Annotated in this window: 21 protein-coding genes and 4 pseudogenes; 15 read left to right on the top strand and 10 right to left on the bottom strand. The window is 67.8% G+C overall.

From position 1 onward, the window contains the following. Positions 1-358: 358 nt before the first annotated feature. Entirely contained in the window at positions 359-1,750 is a 1,392-nt protein-coding gene (gene tal / locus AB0F91_RS43520) for a transaldolase (protein ID WP_360607794.1), read from the bottom strand. A gap of 641 nt (positions 1,751-2,391) precedes the next feature. Further along, positions 2,392-2,700: a hypothetical protein gene (locus AB0F91_RS43515; RefSeq protein ID WP_360607766.1), complete on the bottom strand. Its 309-nt coding sequence runs from the start codon at positions 2,698-2,700 to the stop codon at positions 2,392-2,394. A gap of 361 nt (positions 2,701-3,061) precedes the next feature. On the opposite strand from AB0F91_RS43515, the pseudogene AB0F91_RS43510 reads away from it, so the two are divergent. After that, positions 3,062-3,436, top strand: a pseudogene (locus tag AB0F91_RS43510) (iron-containing redox enzyme family protein); the annotation flags it as partial. 182 nt (positions 3,437-3,618) lie between these two features. On the opposite strand, the pseudogene AB0F91_RS43505 reads toward AB0F91_RS43510, so the two are convergent. Then, positions 3,619-3,819: pseudogene (locus tag AB0F91_RS43505) on the bottom strand (hypothetical protein); the annotation flags it as partial. Positions 3,820-4,046: 227 nt separating this feature from the next. Between AB0F91_RS43505 and AB0F91_RS43500 the strand changes: the two are divergent. The 4 genes and pseudogenes from AB0F91_RS43500 to AB0F91_RS43485 form a co-directional block, all read left to right on the top strand. Next, complete coding sequence (locus AB0F91_RS43500; RefSeq protein ID WP_360607764.1) at positions 4,047-4,496, top strand: phosphotransferase; 450 nt, start codon at positions 4,047-4,049, stop codon at positions 4,494-4,496. Beyond that, on the top strand, positions 4,417-5,184 hold the full coding sequence (locus tag AB0F91_RS43495; protein ID WP_360607762.1) for a serine/threonine-protein kinase: 768 nt from the start codon (positions 4,417-4,419) through the stop codon (positions 5,182-5,184). Before AB0F91_RS43500 ends, AB0F91_RS43495 begins: the two co-directional genes overlap by 80 nt. 1,112 nt (positions 5,185-6,296) lie before the next feature. After that, complete coding sequence (locus tag AB0F91_RS43490) at positions 6,297-6,767, top strand: DUF4383 domain-containing protein (protein ID WP_360607760.1); 471 nt, start codon at positions 6,297-6,299, stop codon at positions 6,765-6,767. 138 nt (positions 6,768-6,905) lie between these two features. After that, positions 6,906-7,103 (top strand): annotated as a pseudogene (locus AB0F91_RS43485) (hemerythrin domain-containing protein); the annotation flags it as partial. On the opposite strand, the gene AB0F91_RS43480 reads toward AB0F91_RS43485, so the two are convergent. Both AB0F91_RS43480 and AB0F91_RS43475 read right to left on the bottom strand, forming a co-directional pair. Continuing rightward, complete coding sequence (locus AB0F91_RS43480; RefSeq protein ID WP_360607758.1) at positions 7,100-7,531, bottom strand: ATP-binding protein; 432 nt, start codon at positions 7,529-7,531, stop codon at positions 7,100-7,102. The pseudogene AB0F91_RS43485 and the gene AB0F91_RS43480 overlap by 4 nt on opposite strands. 115 nt (positions 7,532-7,646) lie before the next feature. After that, positions 7,647-7,982: an STAS domain-containing protein gene (locus tag AB0F91_RS43475; protein ID WP_360607756.1), complete on the bottom strand. Its 336-nt coding sequence runs from the start codon at positions 7,980-7,982 to the stop codon at positions 7,647-7,649. Positions 7,983-8,275: 293 nt separating this feature from the next. Between AB0F91_RS43475 and AB0F91_RS43470 the strand changes: the two genes are divergently transcribed. The 4 genes from AB0F91_RS43470 (at position 8,276) to AB0F91_RS43455 (ending at position 10,119) form a co-directional block, all read left to right on the top strand. Then, positions 8,276-8,647 (top strand): hypothetical protein, encoded by a 372-nt coding sequence (locus AB0F91_RS43470; RefSeq protein ID WP_360607754.1) that lies wholly within the window; start codon positions 8,276-8,278, stop codon positions 8,645-8,647. A gap of 319 nt (positions 8,648-8,966) precedes the next feature. Then, positions 8,967-9,440 carry a DUF5994 family protein gene (locus tag AB0F91_RS43465; RefSeq protein WP_285967680.1) on the top strand — a complete coding sequence of 158 codons (474 nt, stop codon included), beginning with the start codon at positions 8,967-8,969 and terminating at the stop codon, positions 9,438-9,440. 269 nt (positions 9,441-9,709) lie between these two features. Continuing rightward, positions 9,710-9,964, top strand: coding sequence for an RGCVC family protein (locus tag AB0F91_RS43460; protein WP_360607792.1), 255 nt, complete (start codon positions 9,710-9,712; stop codon positions 9,962-9,964). Next, positions 9,961-10,119 carry a DUF6307 family protein gene (locus tag AB0F91_RS43455; protein ID WP_204089352.1) on the top strand — a complete coding sequence of 53 codons (159 nt, stop codon included), beginning with the start codon at positions 9,961-9,963 and terminating at the stop codon, positions 10,117-10,119. The genes AB0F91_RS43460 and AB0F91_RS43455 overlap by 4 nt, the downstream gene beginning before the upstream one ends. A 360-nt stretch (positions 10,120-10,479) precedes the next feature. On the opposite strand, the pseudogene AB0F91_RS43450 reads toward AB0F91_RS43455, so the two are convergent. Both AB0F91_RS43450 and AB0F91_RS43445 read right to left on the bottom strand, forming a co-directional pair. Further along, positions 10,480-10,893: pseudogene (locus AB0F91_RS43450) on the bottom strand (acyl-CoA desaturase); the annotation flags it as partial. Positions 10,894-11,357: 464 nt separating this feature from the next. Next, complete coding sequence (locus AB0F91_RS43445) at positions 11,358-11,669, bottom strand: hypothetical protein (RefSeq protein ID WP_360607751.1); 312 nt, start codon at positions 11,667-11,669, stop codon at positions 11,358-11,360. 779 nt (positions 11,670-12,448) lie between these two features. On the opposite strand from AB0F91_RS43445, the gene AB0F91_RS43440 reads away from it, so the two are divergent. The 3 genes from AB0F91_RS43440 to AB0F91_RS43430 are packed head-to-tail and all read left to right on the top strand — an operon-like array spanning position 12,449 to position 14,822. Further along, positions 12,449-13,174 carry a hypothetical protein gene (locus AB0F91_RS43440; RefSeq protein WP_360607749.1) on the top strand — a complete coding sequence of 242 codons (726 nt, stop codon included), beginning with the start codon at positions 12,449-12,451 and terminating at the stop codon, positions 13,172-13,174. A 35-nt stretch (positions 13,175-13,209) separates the two neighbouring features. Beyond that, complete coding sequence (locus tag AB0F91_RS43435) at positions 13,210-13,746, top strand: XRE family transcriptional regulator (protein ID WP_360607747.1); 537 nt, start codon at positions 13,210-13,212, stop codon at positions 13,744-13,746. A 14-nt stretch (positions 13,747-13,760) separates the two neighbouring features. After that, positions 13,761-14,822, top strand: a complete 1,062-nt coding sequence (locus AB0F91_RS43430; protein ID WP_360607745.1) for a low specificity L-threonine aldolase — start codon at positions 13,761-13,763, stop codon at positions 14,820-14,822. A 160-nt stretch (positions 14,823-14,982) separates the two neighbouring features. Here the strand turns inward: AB0F91_RS43430 and AB0F91_RS43425 are convergent, their stop codons facing one another. Continuing rightward, positions 14,983-15,915, bottom strand: a complete 933-nt coding sequence (locus AB0F91_RS43425; protein WP_360607743.1) for an NADP-dependent oxidoreductase — start codon at positions 15,913-15,915, stop codon at positions 14,983-14,985. 125 nt (positions 15,916-16,040) lie between these two features. Here AB0F91_RS43425 and AB0F91_RS43420 point away from each other — a divergent pair, with 125 nt between their 5' ends. After that, a complete protein-coding gene (locus AB0F91_RS43420) occupies positions 16,041-16,442 on the top strand; it encodes a helix-turn-helix domain-containing protein (RefSeq protein WP_360607741.1) in 402 nt (133 codons plus the stop codon). A gap of 189 nt (positions 16,443-16,631) precedes the next feature. Next, complete coding sequence (locus tag AB0F91_RS43415; protein ID WP_360607739.1) at positions 16,632-17,024, top strand: metalloregulator ArsR/SmtB family transcription factor; 393 nt, start codon at positions 16,632-16,634, stop codon at positions 17,022-17,024. A gap of 298 nt (positions 17,025-17,322) precedes the next feature. On the opposite strand, the gene AB0F91_RS43410 is transcribed toward AB0F91_RS43415, so the two are convergent. After that, complete coding sequence (locus AB0F91_RS43410; RefSeq protein ID WP_360607737.1) at positions 17,323-17,565, bottom strand: recombinase family protein; 243 nt, start codon at positions 17,563-17,565, stop codon at positions 17,323-17,325. 59 nt (positions 17,566-17,624) lie between these two features. Between AB0F91_RS43410 and AB0F91_RS43405 the strand changes: the two genes are divergently transcribed. Beyond that, a complete protein-coding gene (locus AB0F91_RS43405; protein WP_360607735.1) occupies positions 17,625-18,389 on the top strand; it encodes an SDR family oxidoreductase in 765 nt (254 codons plus the stop codon). A 335-nt stretch (positions 18,390-18,724) separates the two neighbouring features. Here the strand turns inward: AB0F91_RS43405 and AB0F91_RS43400 are convergent, their stop codons facing one another. Further along, on the bottom strand, positions 18,725-19,222 hold the full coding sequence (locus AB0F91_RS43400) for a hypothetical protein (protein ID WP_360607733.1): 498 nt from the start codon (positions 19,220-19,222) through the stop codon (positions 18,725-18,727). Between the last annotated feature and the right edge of the window lie 14 nt (positions 19,223-19,236).

Below are 19,236 nucleotides of genomic sequence, written 5' to 3'. Positions count from 1 at the left end.
GCCTTGAGCTTCGTGTCGCGCTCGCGCAGGCCGGTGCCGAAGACGACGGCGTCCGACACGTCGACGGCGACCCGTGTGGCGACGGCGACCGTCGTCGGCCGCCCGGCCGGGGCGGCCGCCATCGCGGTCCCGATCGCCAGGTCACGGGCACCCATGGCCATAGCCAGAAGGCGCACCGGACGCGACACCGGGCCGTCGGACAGGTGTAGCGGTCCGGTCAGCACAGAGGGTCGGACCACCACCGCGGCGCCGTAGGCGGCGGTCAGCATCCCAAGGATGCGGCTTATTCTGATCATCGCGGTCTCCGTTTCTCCCTCGTCATGGAGGGTGTCTACTGTGGGTGGAGGACGGCGCGCGGTCACCTGGTACTGGCCGGGAGTTCGTCGGAGACGGTCCGGCCCAGCTCGTCCCAGCTGTTGACGAATTTGGTCACGCCTTTTCGTTCGAGTACGTCGGTGACGTCCTGGTAGCTGATGCCGAGTTTCTCGAGGGCGTCGAGATGCGCGCGGGCGGCGGCGTAGGTGCCGCGGATGGAGTCCGCCGGCACCGAGCCGTGGTCGGCGAAGGCGGCCAAGGTGCTGCCCGGCATCGTGTTCACGCTTCCCGGCGCGACGAGCTCGGACACGTACATCGTGTCCGGGTAGTCGGCGTTCTTGACCCCGGTCGACGCCCACAGCGGCCGCTGCGGACGTGCCCCGCCGGTCGTGAGCCGCTGCCAGCGCTCGCCCGCGAGGGTCTGCTCGTGAAGCTCGTAGGCCAGCCGCGCGTTGGCGACCGCGGCCCCGCCCTTGGCTGCGGTCGCCTGCGGGGTCCCGATGGCGTCGAGGCGCGAGTCGATCTCGGAGTCCACCCGGGAGACGAAGAACGACGCAACCGAATGGATCTCCGACAGATCGCGCCCGGCGAGGTCGGCCTTCTCCAGGCCGGTGAGGTAGGCGTCGATCACTTCGCGGTAGCGGTCCAGGGAGAAGATCAAGGTCACGTTGACGCTGATGCCGTCGCCGATGACGGCGGTGATCGCGGCCAGCCCTTCAGTGGTGGCGGGGATCTTGACGAGCAGGTTCGGCTCGTTCACCGCGTCCGCCAGCGCCCGGGCCTGCGCGACCGTCGCCGCGGTGTCGCCCGCCAGGCGGGGATCGACTTCGATGGACACGCGGCCGTCCACGCCGTCGCTCTCGTCGTAGACGCGGCGCAGGACCCGGCACGCGTGATGGACATCGGCGGTGGTGATGGCAAAGATCGTGTCGTCGAGGCTGGACCCGTTCGCCGCGAGCTCACGCAGCTGCTCGTCATAGCGATCGCCGTGTGCCAGCGCGGACGCGAAGATCGTCGGGTTGGTGGTGATCCCGACGACGTGCTTGTCCGCGATCAGCGACTCCAGCTCTCCACCGGCGAGCAGCTCACGGGACAGGTCGTCGAGCCAGACGGACACCCCCGCCGCGGTGAGCTCGGCGAGCGGGTCGTTCGGGTGTGTGGCGGTCATGGCACCTCCGTGCTGGAAAGTGTGGATGTGCGGCCCGATCAGGCCGGACGGTCGGCAGTCCGCCGCGGGTGGGCGCGGCCGCCTGCTGCTCGCCACCAGGGCGAGGCCGAAGTGCTCGATGCCGACGATGCGGCCGGCGTCGCCGACGACGTCGCGCCACCCTTGTCCGACCGCGGCCTCGACGCTGACCCGGGCCCGCACCGACGGCGGCAGCACCTGGTCCTGATAGGACAACGGCTGCGCCGCGAACCACTCCCGGTACAGCATCGACACCACTCGCGCCGTGACGTCCTCAGTGATCGGGGACCTCCGGAGTGCCGGGTGAGACCTGTTGCTCGGGGCAAAGGGGCGGGGTCGATTCGGCCATGGTCGGCGCCTTTCCGTGGTTGCGCTGTGGGTGCCGGACGCCGATGAGCAGCCGGCGGGTCCTGGGCTGACGGGTATCCCCCGGTGAGCGTGCGAAACACGCGGGCGGGACGAGGGTCGTCCGGAAGCGGTTCCCGCGGGCACACCCGCCGGCGCGGGCTCCCCCGCACCCGGACGAAGTGACCGTGCTGAGGTGTAGCGGCAGCTCGGCGGGTTATCCGACACCGTGACGACAGCCGCCTGCGGTTACGTGCTCCCGCTCAGGCACGAGCGCGACACAGACCTGACCGAGCTCACCCGGTTACCTGCGCCGGCTAAGCACCCGCGCAGAGGTGGTGGTGGTCGTCGACAGCTCGGCCGGCCCGTAGTTCGAGCGGCACCTCCGGGCGTGGAGCCGCTGGGTCACGCACGTGCCGCCCGGCCCGGATCTTCGGTGCGCCAACGGGAAGATCGCCGGCGTGATCACCGGTCTGCGCCGGGTACGGGCAGAATGGGTGATCATCGCCGACGACGTCCCGCCACCGCGGCCTGTTCGGAAGGAGTCACCCCGTGTGGGTCCGGCTCCGGCTCGGCATCCACCGCACCTCTCCCAACCCGGTGACGAGCACGATCGCGCCACTTTCGTCATAGCGTGCGTCCGCCACGTCATCCACCGATTGGAGCAGGTCGCCTCGAGTGCTGCGCTCTTCCATCTTGCCCGGTGGCAGGGCGAGAAAACCCGTTCCCCCGAGGTCCGCGCGGATGCGCACTTCACGGTCATACTCCTGATGCCACAGCACGTTCCCGCTCGTACCCACGGTCACGAGGACGGAGTGGTACGTCGAACCCCGCAGCCCGTACTGCGCGACCACGGCTGTCTCACGTGCAAACGCGCAGTCCCCGCCAGACTCGAGACCAGGGATAGGGATTCGCTTGCCGCTGTGCAGGTCCACGAGCATCGGCTGCGGGCCGGATACCACGACGTGCTGTCCATCCCTACCTGTGCAGCCGAAAAGCGTGCTGCTCGTGCCGGTTCACTCGGTCGGCTCCCAGGCCGTGCTGCGGTGGAACGTGCGGACCGTGTAGGTCGATCCGGTGGCGTCGCCGACCAAGGCCATCGCGACCCGGTTGTCGTTGGAGGGCCGCCACGTCGTGTGAGTGCCGCTGATCGTGAGCTGTTCTCGGGCAGCGCCCGAGGTGAGAGCCGACCTATTTGCACTACGAGGTCGTCGGATGCACTCGGAGCTCTTCCGGGTCACCATGCGCTCGCTGGGGCTGGACGACGGCTACGGCCACTACGTCGACCGCGTCCCGGCGGTGAGGCTGGCGGTCAGCAACCTCATGTCCCTGTTCGGGTTTCACCGCCGCTGGCTGGGCGCGGCGCTCGGGCACCTGGCCGCGTTCGAGATGACGTCGTCGGTGCCGAACCGCCGCCACGCCAACGGATTGCGGCGGCTGGGCGGCGATGCCGCCGCGAGGCGGTTCTACGACGAGCACGTCGAGGCCGACGCCGTGCACGAGCAGATCGCCGCCCACGACCTGTGCGGCACGTTCGCCCGCGAGAACCCGTCGGCCGTCGGCGACGTCCTCTTCGGTGCGGCGTGCGCGCTGGCGGTGGAGGCGGAAGTCGGCCGGATGCTGCTCGCCCGCTGGGACGAGGGACGCTCGTACCTGCGCCCGGCGTCGGGGTCAGCGCCCGCCGGCGGACGCGCGGAAGCCGCGGACCTTGTGGTGCCGTCGCAGAACGGTTTGAGCGCCGAGAGTCCGCATCGGCACAGCGCTACGGTGTTTCGGCCGGGGTCGATGAGCTCGCCGTCCGGTGAGCGGAGTTCGAAGGGACCGCGGACCAGCAACGGCCCCTTTTCGTACGGGGTGATGGTCACGACTTCCGTGGCGTCGTCGTTCACCGGCCCCGGATACCCCGCCCGCGGCCCGCTCACGCCGACCGTCCCGCCCCGGTCCCTCGCGTTCGACCCCAGCCTCGAGCCCATCCGGCTCGCCGGGCAGCCGGCCATGGACCACGGAACTCGCTCCAGGCGCTGGTGCCGCCACTTCCCTGATTGTCGTTTAGCGGACTGTGCCGCTGGATACTTGGTGGGTCACCGACAACATGGGGGTGGCTGCCGATGACGGACGAGCGAGCGACGGCGTCACCGCTCCTCGGTTCGCCCTCGGTGGCGACGTTGTGCCCCGGGATGACCCAGACAAGCCTCTGGCCTTGACCGTCGGACGCTACGAGGTCGAGCACCTGATCGGCAGCGGAGGTACCGCGCGGGTCTACCGGGCGTTCGATCGAAGGCTCGGCCACCCGGTCGCACTCAAGGTGTACGACCGGGACGTCGTCGCCGTGGACCAGGTACGGCGGCTCCGGAAGAAGACCATCCAGGCCGGTATCGACCACCCCGGGGTGGTGGCCGAGTTGGACAGCGGGACCGATCACAGCAGGCCGTTTCTGGTGATGCAGCTGGTGGACGGCGGGAACCTCGCTGAGCGCCTGCTTGCCGGGCCCTTGCCGGCCGCAGAAGTGTCCGAGCTGGGGGTCCGGCTCGCCGAGTCGCTGGCTGGCACACCTGCACACCCGGCGCGTCGTGCACCGGGACCTCAAGCCCGCCAATATCCTGCTTGGCGCCGACGGCCCGCTGATCGGCGATTTCGGCATCGCCCATGATCTCGACTCGACCCACATCACCGGCACCGGTTTTGTGACCGGCACGCCCGCCTACCTCGCACCGGAGCAGATCACCGGCGAACCGGCCGGACCGGCCGCCGACGTCTACGCACTCGGCCTCATCCTGCTCGAATGCTTGACCGCGGAGCGGGAGTACCCCGGCACGATGACCGAATCGGCGCTCGCGCGGCTGCACCGGTCTCCGCACATCCCCGACGGGCTGCCCGGCCCCCTCGCACACACCCTCACACGCATGACCGCCCGCGAACCAGAGCACCGCCCCACAGCACACGAAGCATTGCAGATGCTGCGCCAGCCCACGACCACGCACACCAGCACCTCGGTCACTGGCCGGGCCCGGGTGCCGGGGTTCCGCGCGGCGCCGACGAACCCTGATCGCCTTGAGCGGCCTCGCAGCCGCGGCCACCGCGGCCACCGCGGCCACCGCAGCCATGGTTGCCGTAGCGATCACGAGTCCCGACGCGCCCCGCCCTGCTTCAACTCCCGCCGCCGAAGAACCCACGATGACCGTCCCGATCCCCTCGGCGACGCCTGTGCAGATCATCCCCACCCCTTCACCGGCAACGCCCGCAAAGCCACCTGCAACGGCGCTCGCCGGACCGCCACCAGCCCCGCCAGGCCCAGCCTCACTGCCCGGCCCTGGCGCCCTCGCAGCCAACCGCAGTGACAAGGCTGCCAATCCAGCCGATAAAGCCAAGGGGAATCCCAAGGACAAGGGCAAGGGCAAGGGCCACGTCCACCCCTAACACCGCGCCCCCGATCGAACTTCGCCTCCGCAGGCACACCACGTCAGCGCTCAGACGGCAGTGTTGACCGAGACGACTTTCCTCACCCGGGTCGGGGTGGTTGCCGCCGGGTCGACCTGAGGCGCGCCCTCGGCGAGGTCCCTGTCATACGACCTCTGGAGGTCGTCGTCGCCGGGGATCGCAGACCCTAGATAGACAGAACGTCTCGCCCGTGCCGAAAAGGCCGGTGTTGACGGCGACCCGCTGGCCGGACCTTGTCGATCTTCTGATCGGCGGTATCGTAGTTTTCCGGCCTAGAAAGCGAAAACCGGAGAATATGTCAATCGTCTACTTGCTCGTAGTGACGGGCCTGACTTTGCTGCCGATTACCCGACGGCGGAGACGAGACACATCTTCGCCGCAATTCGTCTGCCGCCACCGTTGTCACTGGTTGATGTCCGCGGCTTGCTACGCGCGCTGAACGGTACATACTTCCTTCTTTGATCTTGCCCATATTTCTATTGGAACCGGTTCACGAAATAAGTTCGCCGATGACGCTGGTATCCTGTAAATCGCAGTCTTCTGCTCGTGGTGACCCGTGAGTTTGGTGCCGAATAATCCGGGTATGCGCAGTTCGTACGGCGTGACGTGGGTTCGGCCGGTTTCGTCGTACGCAGCGCGCAGCACAAGCCATCCAGCCTGTGAATCTCACCAAGATTCTCGGACATGCAGACAACAAACGACGGGTACCTCCCTGACCAGCCCCAGACGGCGCGGGCGCCCCGGCTCCCGATCAACGAATGCACCCTGACCGTCGTCGGCATCATCACCGCGCTCGTCGCCCTGGCCGCCGCACTCATCGGGGCCATCCCCGGCGGACTGGCCGGGATGCGCTACCACCGCAAGATCGACCGAATCACCCACAACCGAAGGGCGACCACCCCGGGCAAGGGAGCACACCATCGACGACGCCGTGCCGCTGGGTACTCCGCCCGTTCAGCGTGGTGGCCGCCGGCCCCATTCAGAGCACATTCCTCACACGGAGGAGAAAACCATGTCGACACGCACACCTTCACCCACTTCCACCGGACGCTCGTCCGCCCAGCTCGCCGCGATTATCGTCGCCGTCGTTTTCCTGCTGGTCGGCATCCTCGGATTCATCCCCGGCGTCACCACCGACTACAGCCAGATGGGCTTCGCCGGCCACGGCTCGATGGCCATGCTTTTCGGCGTGTTCATGGTCTCCACCCTGCACAACATCGTGCACCTGCTCTTCGGCGTCGTCGGCCTGGCCTGCGCCCGCACCTCACGCGCGGCCCGGATGTACCTGCTCATCGGAGGAGTCGTCTACCTCGTGCTGTGGCTCTACGGCCTGCTCATCGACCACGGCAGCGACGCCAACTTCGTCCCGTTCAACAACGCGGACAACTGGCTCCACCTCGGCCTCGGCATCGGCATGACCGCCCTCGGCCTGCTCACCGGTCACGAAGGACGCACAGCCCCCACGCCGACCGCCACCCAATAGAAACCACGCAACTCGTGGTTCCCACGGGTGTCGGCGGCAGTGACCGGCGCGCAGGGGAAAGCCTTCAGGCGGCAAGGAGGAGATTCATGGTGGAGAACAAACGAGGACGTCATCGAGTTGCTGTAGCGGCAGCACCGGGAGATCCGCGAGCTGTTCACCCAGTTGGAAACGGCGGAAGACGACCAGCGGCGGAAGGCGTTCCGCAGCCTCGTACGGCTCCTGGCGGTGCACGAGACAGCGGAGGAAGAAGTGGTGCACCCGGAGATCCGCGACCTCGAACCAGCGGCCAGGCCCGTGGTCGAGGCACGGCTGGGTGAAGAGCGGGTGGACGCTTAGCTGCTGGAGTGGTCACGGGTCAGCTGCCAGGCCATGGTGATCACGGTTCCCTGCTCGGTGGGGGTGATCTCGGCGTGGTGGGACAGCAGGTGGATCAGGGGCAGTCCACGGCCGCGGCGGGGATCGGGCGCGCGCTGGGGGCGCCACTGGCCGTGGTCGGTGACGATGACGGTGACGGTGTGGTTGTCGTGGTGGGCGTGCAGGTCGAGCGTGCCGGTGGTGCCGTCGGGGTAGGCGTGTTCGGCGGCGTTGACGAGTGCTTCGTAGGCCGCGAGCTCGAGGTCGCTGATCAGTTCAGGCGGCAGGTCTTGGGCGCGGGCCCAGTCGGCGAGGGCGTAGCGGAGCGTGGAGGCATCGTCCAGGCGGGCCGGCTGGCGCAGGTGCAACGCGGGCGCGGGGTCGTCATGGGGATTGCTCGGCGAGCACATCGTGCGGGGTGCTCCTGGTTCTCCGCTGCTCAGCGGTCATGCGCGGTGGTCTGGGACATGCGGAGGCGTACCCGGCTTTCGCGCGGGTATGCGCGCTGCCCCCGGCCCGGCGTGCTCACTGCGGGCGGCTGGTCAGGGCGTCCTGGGTGGTGTCGTGATAGTCGAAGTAGCGGTCCACGCCCAAGACCTGCAGGGTACGCCGGATCGGGCGGGGCACGATCAGCCGGACGGCGGTGTGCTCGCCGGCGGTGAGGACGGCGTCGACCAGGACGCCGATGGCGACCGAGGAGAAGAACACAGTCCCGGTCAGGTCCAGCACGAGCACGGCGGGCCTCTCGGCGAGGGCGTGATGCACGCTTTCCTGCAGCTGGGGGCTGGTCAACGCGTCGAACTCACCGCGAGCGGCGATGACCACGTCCTCGCCGGTATGTCGAAGGGCGACGTCAGCCACTGGTGTCGCGCTGACGGGCTCTGTGTGCTCGGAAGGCTGCATCACTCCATCCTCCTTGCCACCGCCGGCACGCGCAGTGCCGACATCTTCACCTCCCGTCGGTCGCCCCGCGGCAGGCGGTATGAAACCTGCGGCTGTCCTCGGCCAGCCCTCGACGGCCCGCTGCTGTGCAGCACGGTGACCGCTGCGTCAGCATCGGGAGCACGCGCCCGTGATCACGTCGCGTTCTCGTTTTCACTTTCCACGTCGCCCGGGCAGGTGAGGTCAGGAGCCTGCAGGACACCGCCGCGCCGTTGACCTTCCTCCACGAAGGCGACCTCGCCGCGTTCGCGCCCGGCAGCCCCATCGTCGACGTCTCCTGCGACGAAGGCATGGGCTTCAGCTGGGCGCGGACCACCACGTTCGCCGACCCGTCGTTCGTGGTCGGCGACGGCATCACGTACTACGCCGTCGATCACAGCCCGCCCTACCTGTGGAACTCGGCCACATGGGAGATCAGCGAGGCCCTGCTCCCGTTCCTGGGGACGGTGCTCGGCGGACCGTCCGCATGGGACGGTGACGAAACTGTCCGCCGCGCCATCGAGATCCGCGACGGTGTCGTCCGGAATCCCGCCGTCCTGGCCTTCCAGGACCGCGCGGCGGAGTACCCGCACCTCGTGGAGTAGAGGACTGCGGTCGGCCCCTCCGCGGGAGGTGGACCGCAGCAGCACCCGTTGTGGCAAACCCAACCGCCCGGCTGGTGCTTCCGACATGCCGCAGCTACCGCAGACTGGGAACTCGCCCTGGCCGACCTCGTCCTCAACGGCGAACACGTCGGCGCCAACGGCCAGTACCCCGGAATGCGTCACACTCTTCACACACTCAGCGCAGTCGTCGTGTACGCTCGGTGTTGACCGAGAGCATTTCGTGCGCGAGTGATTAAGCCTGCGCCGTCCTCGGCGCCAGTCCGGCCGGCAATCAGCGGTCGGAGACGGGAGCACCGACATGCTGTCGGGCCCGAACACCACACTCTCCACCCAACCGGTCACCGAGCCCCGTCTACGGCTCAAACCGGCGGCACCCGCCACCGGACACGTCGACGGTGCGTGGTGGCCTCGGTCCCGCGATCTGGCCGCCGAACTGCCCGTGCTGCTCGCGGCGCTGGCCGCTCGGCTGGGACGCATCGACCGGGTCAGCTACCACCTCGGCGACTGGCCGGATCCACCCCGCGGCGTCACCTTCGGTGAGAGCGGCATCCGGCTCGAGGGATTCCGGTCGCAGCCATCCGCCACCTTGACGGTGATCGGCTGGGACCAGCACCGAACGACCCTGCTGGTCATTGCCGCGGAAACCGACCCTGACGCCGCACAGGACGCCCTCACGACCGCCGCGGACCCGGACAACACCAGCGACAGCACACATCTGCTGGCCGCCGCCGGGCACCAGCACACCAACAGCGGCGCGCCACTGCACTCCTGAACCACCCCGCCCACCGGGCAGCACCCACGAAAGGATCCTCTGATCAGTACGTCCACACTGGACAATTCGATCTTCAGCCACCCCATCGCCGAGCAACCCCGGCCCGGAGCGCTTACCACCTCCCCGGACGACCGGTACGGGAGCCTGTTCCGCCAGCCCGTCTACACCCCGACACCGCCAACCGACGGCGGGACAGCACGCGGCCCGCAACGGCGCCCCGGCACGGCGAGCACGTGGGCACGCGACCCGTCCGGACGCCGCGCCCGCCGATGACACCGGGCCCAGTGGCAACAGGCCGGGCGTGGGTTTCCACCGTCATGACAGCCGGGGCGAACGCGAAACCGGCTGGTGCCGTCACAGAGACCGGCGGCACGGCCTCAGTTGCGTGCGCGGCCTGCCAGCATGCCCAACACACGCACGATTCGATCGCACGCCGTTACTGCACGGCCACCGTGGCGGGTGGGTTCAACCGCCGATGCGTCTGCGTCGGCGGGCGCGACGAACCTGAGAAGGAAACATCATGACCACGGAAGTCGCCTTTGCGTCCCGGTACGACCTGCGCGTCAAACTGGTGCGAGATGTTCTGAAAGAGAACACGAAATTGTCAGACACCGCCTGTCAGGCCCTCGCTGTGCAACTACTGCACACCATGGACACGATTCCCGAACAGATGCGGTAAACAACCGATGTGCGCTCGGTCCTGTTGGTGCCGGGCGCTCCCATCGGTCGCACACACAGCGATCGTGCTGCCCTACCCGGCAACCAGCGCCGTCATTCGCGGCTGCCATGCCGGCGCTGGGCAACTCGCCTCCTCGACACCGTTGGTGTGTGTGCGCCGGGATGGCGTCGAATCATTTCAGCCGCACGAGGTGGCGTCTCAGCACGAGGTTGCGGTGGGTGATCGCCCAGCCGCCGCCGAGGGGGTAGCTGATCCGCTCGACCTCGTCCACGCGGTAGACAAAGCGGCGATGACGGCGAGCGATCCGGTGTCTGCGTCGCGGGAGCGCGGCCGCCATGCTACCGCCGCCGGTCGTGATTGTTAACGGCCGTTCGACCGGGTAAGGCTGCGGTGTTTGCGGGCGGGTGTTTCAGCGAGCAGGCCGCGCTCGAGTTTGCCGAACCCGCGAGGCGCGGGGGTGTAGCCGGGGTTGAGCTTGCGGGCCAGGCGTTCGGGTTTGGGCCAGCGGACGTCGGTGGCCCACCCGGCCTTCTCGAACAGCCAGATGATCCGGGCGGAGATGTCCAGCTGGCCGCGGCGAACCCAGTGACGGGCGCCGGTCGGGTCGGCGTGGTGGGAGTTGTGCCACGACTCGCCCATGGACGCGATGGCCAGCGGCCAGAAGTTCGCCGACTTGTCGCGCGCGGCGTAGGGCCGGTCCCCGATCAGGTGGCACAGCGAGTTCACCGACCAGGTCACGTGGTGCAGCACCGCCACCCGCACCAGGCTCGCCCAACGGTGACCCACGCGCGGCGGCCGCGGGTGGCGAACACCCGCGCCGTCTCGGGCGCGGCGCGGTTGGCCAGGTGCTCGCGCACCGAGCACAGCACGCGCCGGGCACCGAGCCGATCACCTTCTCCAGCGCAGCGAGAACACCGTCCTGCTCGGCCGTGCTGGCCTGCCGTAGCAGCCGGTCCAGCGACCGCACGAGCATGCCCGGGGCCACGGTCAGGATCGCCGCCGCGCCTGCCACATCGCCCGCTGCGAACGCAGCTTCCGCCCGCCCGGCCAGCGTCCGTGCTGCCCGGTCGCCGCGGGCGACGGCGAACACGTCACCCGCGTTCGGGAACTGCGGGTACTCGTGCGGGTGCAGCCGCTCCCCCAGCCGCTTGAACCGCCGGGCGAACCGGGTGACGTCACCGAGCTTGGCGTCCTGGCCGTCGACGACGTGGTCGAGCGCGGCGAGCAGGATCCGCCGCTCACGGTTGGTGAAGCTGCGGAACCGGGTCGGCTCTGCCAGCGTCACGTCGCCGCCGCTGGCCTGGCACGCGGCGCGCAGCACGTCGACCACCGTGTCGACGGCGACCAGCGGCCGGCCCGCGGCCAAGCGGCACGGCGTTGAGCACGGCACGGTTCTCCCGCACCGGCACCGCGGCGAGCTCCGCCTCGGTGCAGACCTCGGCGAGCTGCGCCAGCAGCTGCAGGTCCGCCTCCCCCAGCGGTGTCGTGGACTCGGCCAGCCCCCGGTACAGCGCGCGGGTCTCCGCCTCCAGCGTGGCGCCCAGGTGCACGACGGTGACCCGGTCCTTGATCGAGCGATCAGCTCGTCGTGCGCGGCGAGCAGCTCGGCGTAGGTGTGCTGGTAACGGCCGTAGCGCGGCAACTCGAGCAGCCCGGTTCGAAGCCCGCGTCGCCGCCGGCACTGCGGTGCCCGCGGCCGACTGGCGCACCGGCGCCGCCCTCGCCGCCGACACTGCGGCGAAATTCGCCCAGCTCGCCACCGCCGAGGGAGCCAGCCCGGTCACCACCAAGACTTGGGCACGCGCCGCGGCCAGCCTGCGCGACACCGCCGCCGGCTACCGCCAGCACGCCGAAGCGGCCGGCGATGCCGCTGCATTGCCTCGCCACCCGTGGCGGCGCCCACCAGAACGTCGGGGAGCTGAGCCCGCATCCGGCCAGACCGTGTCACGCTGGCAACGAAAGGCCGCCTGCCGTCGTCCATCGCCAACGGAGATTATTCGTCGCGCACCTCGAGCCGACCGCCGTGGGCCGTTCGCGCGAGTTCCGATGCGGTCGCTGGCTCCCCGGTGCTGTCGTAGGACCGGAACCCGGCTGTCTGGGCCCGGACCGCCGACATCCTCGAGGGGTAGCTCACCGAATTTCGGCCCGGGCAAGGCCCAGTGCCGCGCCTCAGGGCCGCCGCGTTCTGGCGCCGTCGTCCGCCGGAGGGCGCCCCACCAGGGACTGCAGCAGTGACGCCACAACGTCTCGCGTCCTGGCGTCCGCACGCAGTGTTAAGGGTCACGACAGGCACGAGGCCCGCAACCCGGTTGTTCACTATAATGAACGTATGGTTCATTCTTCTCAACTGTTGCATGGTGCACGTCAGCTGGATGCCTACCTCGACGACACCTACCTTGTTGACGCCAAGACGCGTGTCCTCGCCGTCGGGGAGCGGCTTGGCGCGCGTTGGGTGGCGGTCGAGCGCAACCTGTTCCATCCGCAGGGTGGAGGTCAGCCGGCCGACCATGGCTGGCTGGATGACTACGAGGTCGTTCCGGTCCGGTCCGTCGAGACCGGACTTGTCGTGGCTGTTGCGCCCGAAGGTGGCCAGTTGCCTGCTTTCTTCGAGGGGCAAGAGGCTCAAGTCCGCGTCGATGCGGCCATGCGGCTGGCGCACGCCGCGCTGCACACAGCGGGCCATCTCATTGAAGCCGCTGGCCGCGCTCAGGGGTGGTCGCTCGCCGGGAACAATCACTTCCCTGGCCAAGCGCGTATCGAGTTCACCACCTCGAATCCGGACGCCCGGCTGGCTGATCCGCAGGGCAGGGAAAGTTTGGCCGCTGACCTATTGGCCGTGGTGAGGACTGCGATCCAGGACGATCTCCTGGTTTCTTCCGAAACGGATGACGACGGTCGACGGGTCGTGCACCTGGGGGCCTTGCACTCCGCTCCATGTGGCGGGACGCACGTGCGCAGTCTTGGCGACCTGGCTGAGGTCGCTATCACGGGCCTCAAGGTTAAGAAGGGGCGCATCCGGGTCGCCTACACAGCCTCACACGGGCCCCGACGTTGACCGCCGGGCCCCGCGACCGGCCGCCGACGAGCAGCATGGCTGTTGCGGTCGGAGCGAAAATCAACCAGCGACGTCAACAGCGAGGGATGAGCGCCGCCGAGCTCGCGAGGCGTGCCGGCCTGAGCAAGGCGACACTGTCCGGACTTGAAGCCGGCAGGGGAAACCCCACGATCGACACACTCGATGCCATCGCGGTGGCGCTGCGCATCCCGATCACCGACCTGCTGGCGCGCGACACCGATCCAGGTCCGATTTTCAGACCAGGCACTCCGTCCGAGCCAGACGCGGTCACCCGCGAGCTGCTTCGTCGAGTCAGCAGCGGCCACAGCCTGGAGATCTGGCGGCTTCGAATGCCTCCGCGCACCGACCTGAGCGGCGTGCCGCACGCAACGGGCACTGTCGAGCACCTCCTCGTCGCTACTGGCCACGTCATGGCCGGCCCTACCGACGCCCCGCACGCCCTCGCGCCAGGCGACCTTCTCGCCTTCGCCGGGGACGCCGCGCACGTGTACCGCACCGATGCGGACGCGGCCGATATCACGGTCGTCATCGCCTCACCCGTTGTCAGCTAGAGCAAGGAACCATCGTGAGTCTGAGCACTACAACCGCGGCTCCCGCGATCAGCTTCACCAGCGACAACATCGCCGGCGCCTCCCCCACGATCATCGAGGCAGTCGCCGCCGCGGCTGGCGGGTCCGCCCCACCGTACGGCGCGGATGACTCGACTGTTGCCGTCAAGCACAAGCTCAGTCGGATCTTCGAGCGAGAAGTCGACGTCCTGCTCGTCTCCACTGGCTCCGCAGCCAATGCCCTGTGCCTGGCCACCCTGACGCCGCCGTGGGGAAGCGTGCTGTGCCACAGTGACAGCCACATCAACAACGATGAATGCGGTGCACCAGAGTTCTTCACCGCCGGCGCCAAACTCGTGCCGATGTCCGGCAACGACGCAAAGATCGACCCCACCCAGCTGCGCAAGGCCGTAAATCGCAAGGTCGGGGACGTGCACTCGGTCCAACCCGCGACGTTGAGCATCACGCAGGCCACCGAGAGTGGCAGCGTGTACACGCTCGACGAGATCCACGAGCTCACTCGGATCGCCAGGGCTGCCGACATGAGGGTGCACATGGATGGTGCACGGTTCGCCAATGCCGTGGTCAGCCTCGGCTGCACACCCGCGGAGATGACGTGGAGAGCCGGAGTCGACGCCCTCTCACTCGGGGCTACGAAGAACGGCGCGATGACCGCTGACGTCATCGTCATGTTCGACCAAACCAGCGCCGACGAAGCCGCCTACCGTCACAAACGAGCTGGTCAGCTCGCATCCAAGATGCGGTTCCAAGCAGCTCAGATCGTTGCCTACCTCGAGGACGATCTGTGGCTACGCAACGCACGACACGCCAACATGATGGCGTCTCGACTTGCACAGGGTCTCAACCACACCCCTGGCGTCGGCGTACTCGGAACACCTCAAGCCAACATCGTCTTTTGTCAACTGCCGCCGCAGCTCATCAACGGGCTGCTCGCACGGGGGTACACCTTCTACCACGACCGCTGGGAACCGGGCACGACGCGGTTCGTCACCTCATTCGCCACCACGACCGAGGAGATCGATGGCCTCCTCAGCTCGATTCGGCGACTCGCCGGCTAGTCACTAGCCGGATCGGGCGGCACCTCCGGCACCGAGAGGTCCTCGAGCAAGAGCCGGCCCGGTCCACAAAGGGGTGTCTCGTGCACCCGTCGGATCGTCACGTGCGCTACTGGCTTCGTCCGTCCGCAGCGACACACACCACCGACTGTCTACATCGGTTTCAGGGAGTAAGCACGATTCGACCGCGCAGTCCGCCCTGGGCAAGACGACGATGGGCTTGCGAGGCGTGCGACAACGGATAGATCTCGGCGACGCGCGGAGTCAGCCGCCCTGCTGCAACGAGGTCGGAGAGCGTGGTCAGACGCGATCCGTCGGGGACAGCGAGAGTTGTGCGAATAGTGATTCCGCGCTGTGGCCGGGGCGTGGCGTCCTCTCGTGGATCGACGGTTACATACGAACCACCGTCGCGGACGACGCCCATGATGTCGTTTGCGAGTAGAGCTGCATCGAGAACGCCGTCGACACCGTCTGGGAACAACTGTCGGACAGTAGACACGGGATCGTCGGATCGCGGCACGAACCAGTCAGCGCCCAATGTGGAGGTCACGAAGTCCTCATCACCGGCTCCGGCGAGTGCGACGACCTTGAGGCCAAGATTCTTGGCAAGCTCAACGGCGTATCCGCCCACCGCGCCGGCCGCGCCGGTGACCATGACGATTCCGCCCGCACGGGGCGCAAGGAGCTCCAAGGATTGAGCAGCGGTGAGTCCGTTTAGCGGAATAGTGGACGCCAGCGCAGCACTGATACCGGCGGGTGCGGGCGCTACGGCGTTTGCGGGAACGACTACGTACTCGGCCTGTGCCCCGACGGCCGTCACGGGGCCTTGCACCATGGCGATCACCGGCGTGCCCAGTCCAATGGGCGACATCGGACCCGTCGCGTCGATCGTGCCGGCGACATCCCAGCCGAGTCCCAGCCGGTCACCGGCTTGAGGAGGTCCGAACACGCCACTCCAGACACCAGCATCGACCGGATTGAGCGCGGCTGCCTGGACCTTGATCCGCACCTGGGCAAGACCGGGGTCAGGGATGGCTACATCGACAACCTCCACGTTGTCGGGTCCGCCGACGAACCTAACCACCGCAGCGCGCATAGACATTGTTACTCCTTGCTCAGCTTTTACCGAAAACAGGCTTCACCAACCAAGATATGAGCCGCGGCCTTCCATGGGGAAGTAGGCACTTCAAAGTTCGTGGCACCGTAGTCTGAGAGGGAACGATGAGTCAAATCACCGCTGAACAGTCGCGTGATAACCCGAGCAAACGTTTTGCTGACCTTTTCAAGGATTGCCCCGCAGTTTCCTTGCTCACATTTATCAGCAATCGCTGGGTCGGTGTGACCCTGGGAACACTTGGAGCGCGCGGCGTGATGCGCCACGGACAGATTGCCCGCACGATCCCGGGTGTCAGTCAGAAGATGCTCACGCAAACCCTCCGAGCATTGGAACGCGACGGGATGGTCGTCAGGACCGCAACGCCGACAGTCCCGCCTACGGTCTACTACGAACTAACCGATCTCGGTAGCGAGCTGTTCGAACTCCTACTATCCGTCAAGCACTGGGCGGAGCTCAATACTGGGCGCATCGAACGAGCGCGGCAGTGTTACGACGAAAATAGCTGATGTTCATCCTGACTATGTGGCAGCGTGCAGCCTGACGGCGCAACGCCGACGTGCGCCGCGCGGTCGCGTCGGCGTTGGTCGCCGTGAGGGGGCTGCAGCCCGCCGCTGGGTCCTGAACCGTCGACTTTTCCACGTCTGCCCGTGAGACATGTTCGGTGATTGGCGAACAAGAGGGGTTAGGATGGCGGGATGAGGAACGCTGTCCACCCGACCGTCGATGCTATCTCCCTCCCTCACGTGCTGGGAGCCTTGAGTGATCCGGTCCGTATCGGATTGGTGGCGCTCCTGGCCGACGGCAGTGAGCGCGGCTGGGGTGAGTTCCAGGTACCGCTCAGCAAGTCCACGCTGAGTCATCATCTCCGCGTCTTACGTGAATCGGGCATTACCTGGACTCGCCAAGAGGGGACGCGTTGCTTCGTCCGGCTCCGCACGGCGGAGCTTTCTGAGCGCTTCCCCTCGGTCTTTCCGGCAATATTGGCTGCCGCGGTTGCAGAGCCCAACCCGGTGACCCTCGCCGCATCCGGCGATGAGGACTCACGTGACTGCGACAACAACCCTGATGTAGGTGTGATCGCTTCGTAGACGAGCCGCGGTAGTAGTGGGGCGGATCACTCGACGTCCGGGCGCCCCGGGTGTACAGGTGCGGTCCGGCACAGGAGAGTCGGATGATCTTGTGCGCAGCGTCGAGTTCAGAAGCGCGGCGTTGTGGCGAGCGCGTGAGGCGAGAAGGCCGTCATCGATCGCTGGTCCGCGGCCGGTGGACGAGAGCCACAGTCTTGTCTGGCGTGAAGTAATCACTCATCCGTGCACTGAACCGTTCATCTGACGTCTATACGGCACACCTGGGTGTGAGATCGAGGCCGGCGGGGCCCAAGTGCGGTCACCCGGGCGAATCGGGGATTAGGTAAGCACGGCCCACTTCGGCCCTGTTGCCGCGTGCGGCGGCGGCTTCTTGACCTTCGAAGGTCTTCTCACGGATGTGGTCGCGGTCGAGCTGGGCGGCGACGGCGAGCACGGCGAAGAGCATGGGGAGCCCCCTGCTGTGTGGGTCGTAGTTCCCGGTCAGCAGTTCCAGTTGCACCGCGCCGCCCTGCACCCAGGCGGGCTGCGTCGGGACACCCACAGTTCGAGGTGTCTGATACGTTGTTTGATGTAACGCGAACATTCGAACAAAGGATAGCGATGACCGAAACTGCTGCCATGCCCTTCTCAGGGCGCGTCGCGATCGTGACCGGAGCCGGGTCTGGCATAGGCCGTGCGGTGACCGTTCGTTTGGCCGAGTTGGGTGCGAATGTGCTCGGGGTGGGCCGGCGACGAGAGGCGCTGGAGGAGACGGCACGCGAACATTCGCTCATCGCGACTCTGGCAATCGACATTCGCGATGAAGGCGCGGCCGACGTGATCGTTGCCACTGCGGTGGACCGGTGGGGTCGACTGGACGTCCTCGTGAACAACGCCGGTGTCACGGCGGTGATGCCTCTGGCCGAGGTGAACCGTCCGGCGATCGCCGATCTGTTCGACGTCAACGTGACAGCGCCGAGCATGCTCGCGCATGCGGCTCTGCCGCATCTACGCGCCACCTCGGGCTCCATAGTCAACCTCTCGAGCACGTACGGTCATCGCCCCATGCCCGGGGGCGCGCACTACGCTGCTTCCAAGAGCGCACTGGAGCATCTGACACGCAGTTGGGCTCTCGAACTCGCGGCCGAGGGGGTGCGGGTGAACGCGATCGCCCCCGGGCCAACCAAAACCGACGTCCTCGCCGCTGCAGGTCTCTCCAAAGAAGCCGTTGACGCCATGTTCGCGTACGAACTCGAGCGGATTCCGACTGGTCGACTGGGTGAGGCGAGCGACGTCGCGGAATGGGTCATCCGCATGGCAGACCCAGCCAGTGCCGCTCTCACCGGTCAGGTGATCACGATCGACGGCGGGCTCGAACTTGTCTAGTTGCTCCCTCGGTTCCGACCGAACCACGCGCCAGAGCCGCTGGTCCGTGCGCGGGATCCCGAGCGCGTTGGCGTGGGATTTCTCCGTGTTCGCCGAGGTGTAGGCGGTGTGCAGCCACACCGCTGCGATGTCGATAACCGTGCGCGCCCACGCCGGTGCCGCGTCCTCGGCCACGATCAGCTCGCCAGTGGCCGCGGCGGCACTCGGCTCGTCGACGTCGTCTCCGACGGAATAGGCCCTTGGGAGGTGATGTGGGCTCTCGGGCGCGGGCGGCCACGCGGAGGTCGGTCAGACTGCCGCGCATCCCATCGAGGGGTCGGCGGCCCACAGCCCCGTTATGACCGTCCCAGGCCCGATGGCCAGCGGACGGTGAGCATGGTGGCCGCGCCCAGCGCGTGCCACCGGTGCGCCTGCGCGGGCCCGAACAGGACGTAGTCCCCGGGCTCGCGCAGCACCACGCTCTCCTCGCCGACCTCGACGCGGAACGCGCCGCCGGCAACGAGGATCGTGAGCGTGCGCGCGGCCGTCGCCGGGCTCCACGCGTCCCGCTTCTCTCCGGCGGGGCGGCTGGCCCACTTCACCTCGACCTCGTCGGCGTGCCGACCGCTTTTGCGCGGGGTGAAGTGCCCGACCAGCCATCCCCGCGCGCTGGCGTCCGTGGCCGCGTTGCCGGTGACGATCCCGGACTCGGCGCCCGGCTTGCGCGCGCCATCGGCGCCGAGTGCGGCGTGGCGGGGTGGTGCGTAGGGAAGGGCGTTTGAGGAACATCGGAACTGTGATTCTTTGACCGGTGATCCGGCTGGGTCGGGTTGCTGCCAGGCTGACGCTGGCATCGGGGCATGACCCG

The sequence above is a fragment of the Amycolatopsis sp. NPDC023774 genome (assembly GCF_040639695.1).
Lineage (GTDB): Bacteria > Actinomycetota > Actinomycetes > Mycobacteriales > Pseudonocardiaceae > Amycolatopsis.
The sequence above is the reverse complement of the archived record's forward strand: the minus strand, read 5'-3'. Positions and strand labels throughout refer to the sequence as shown.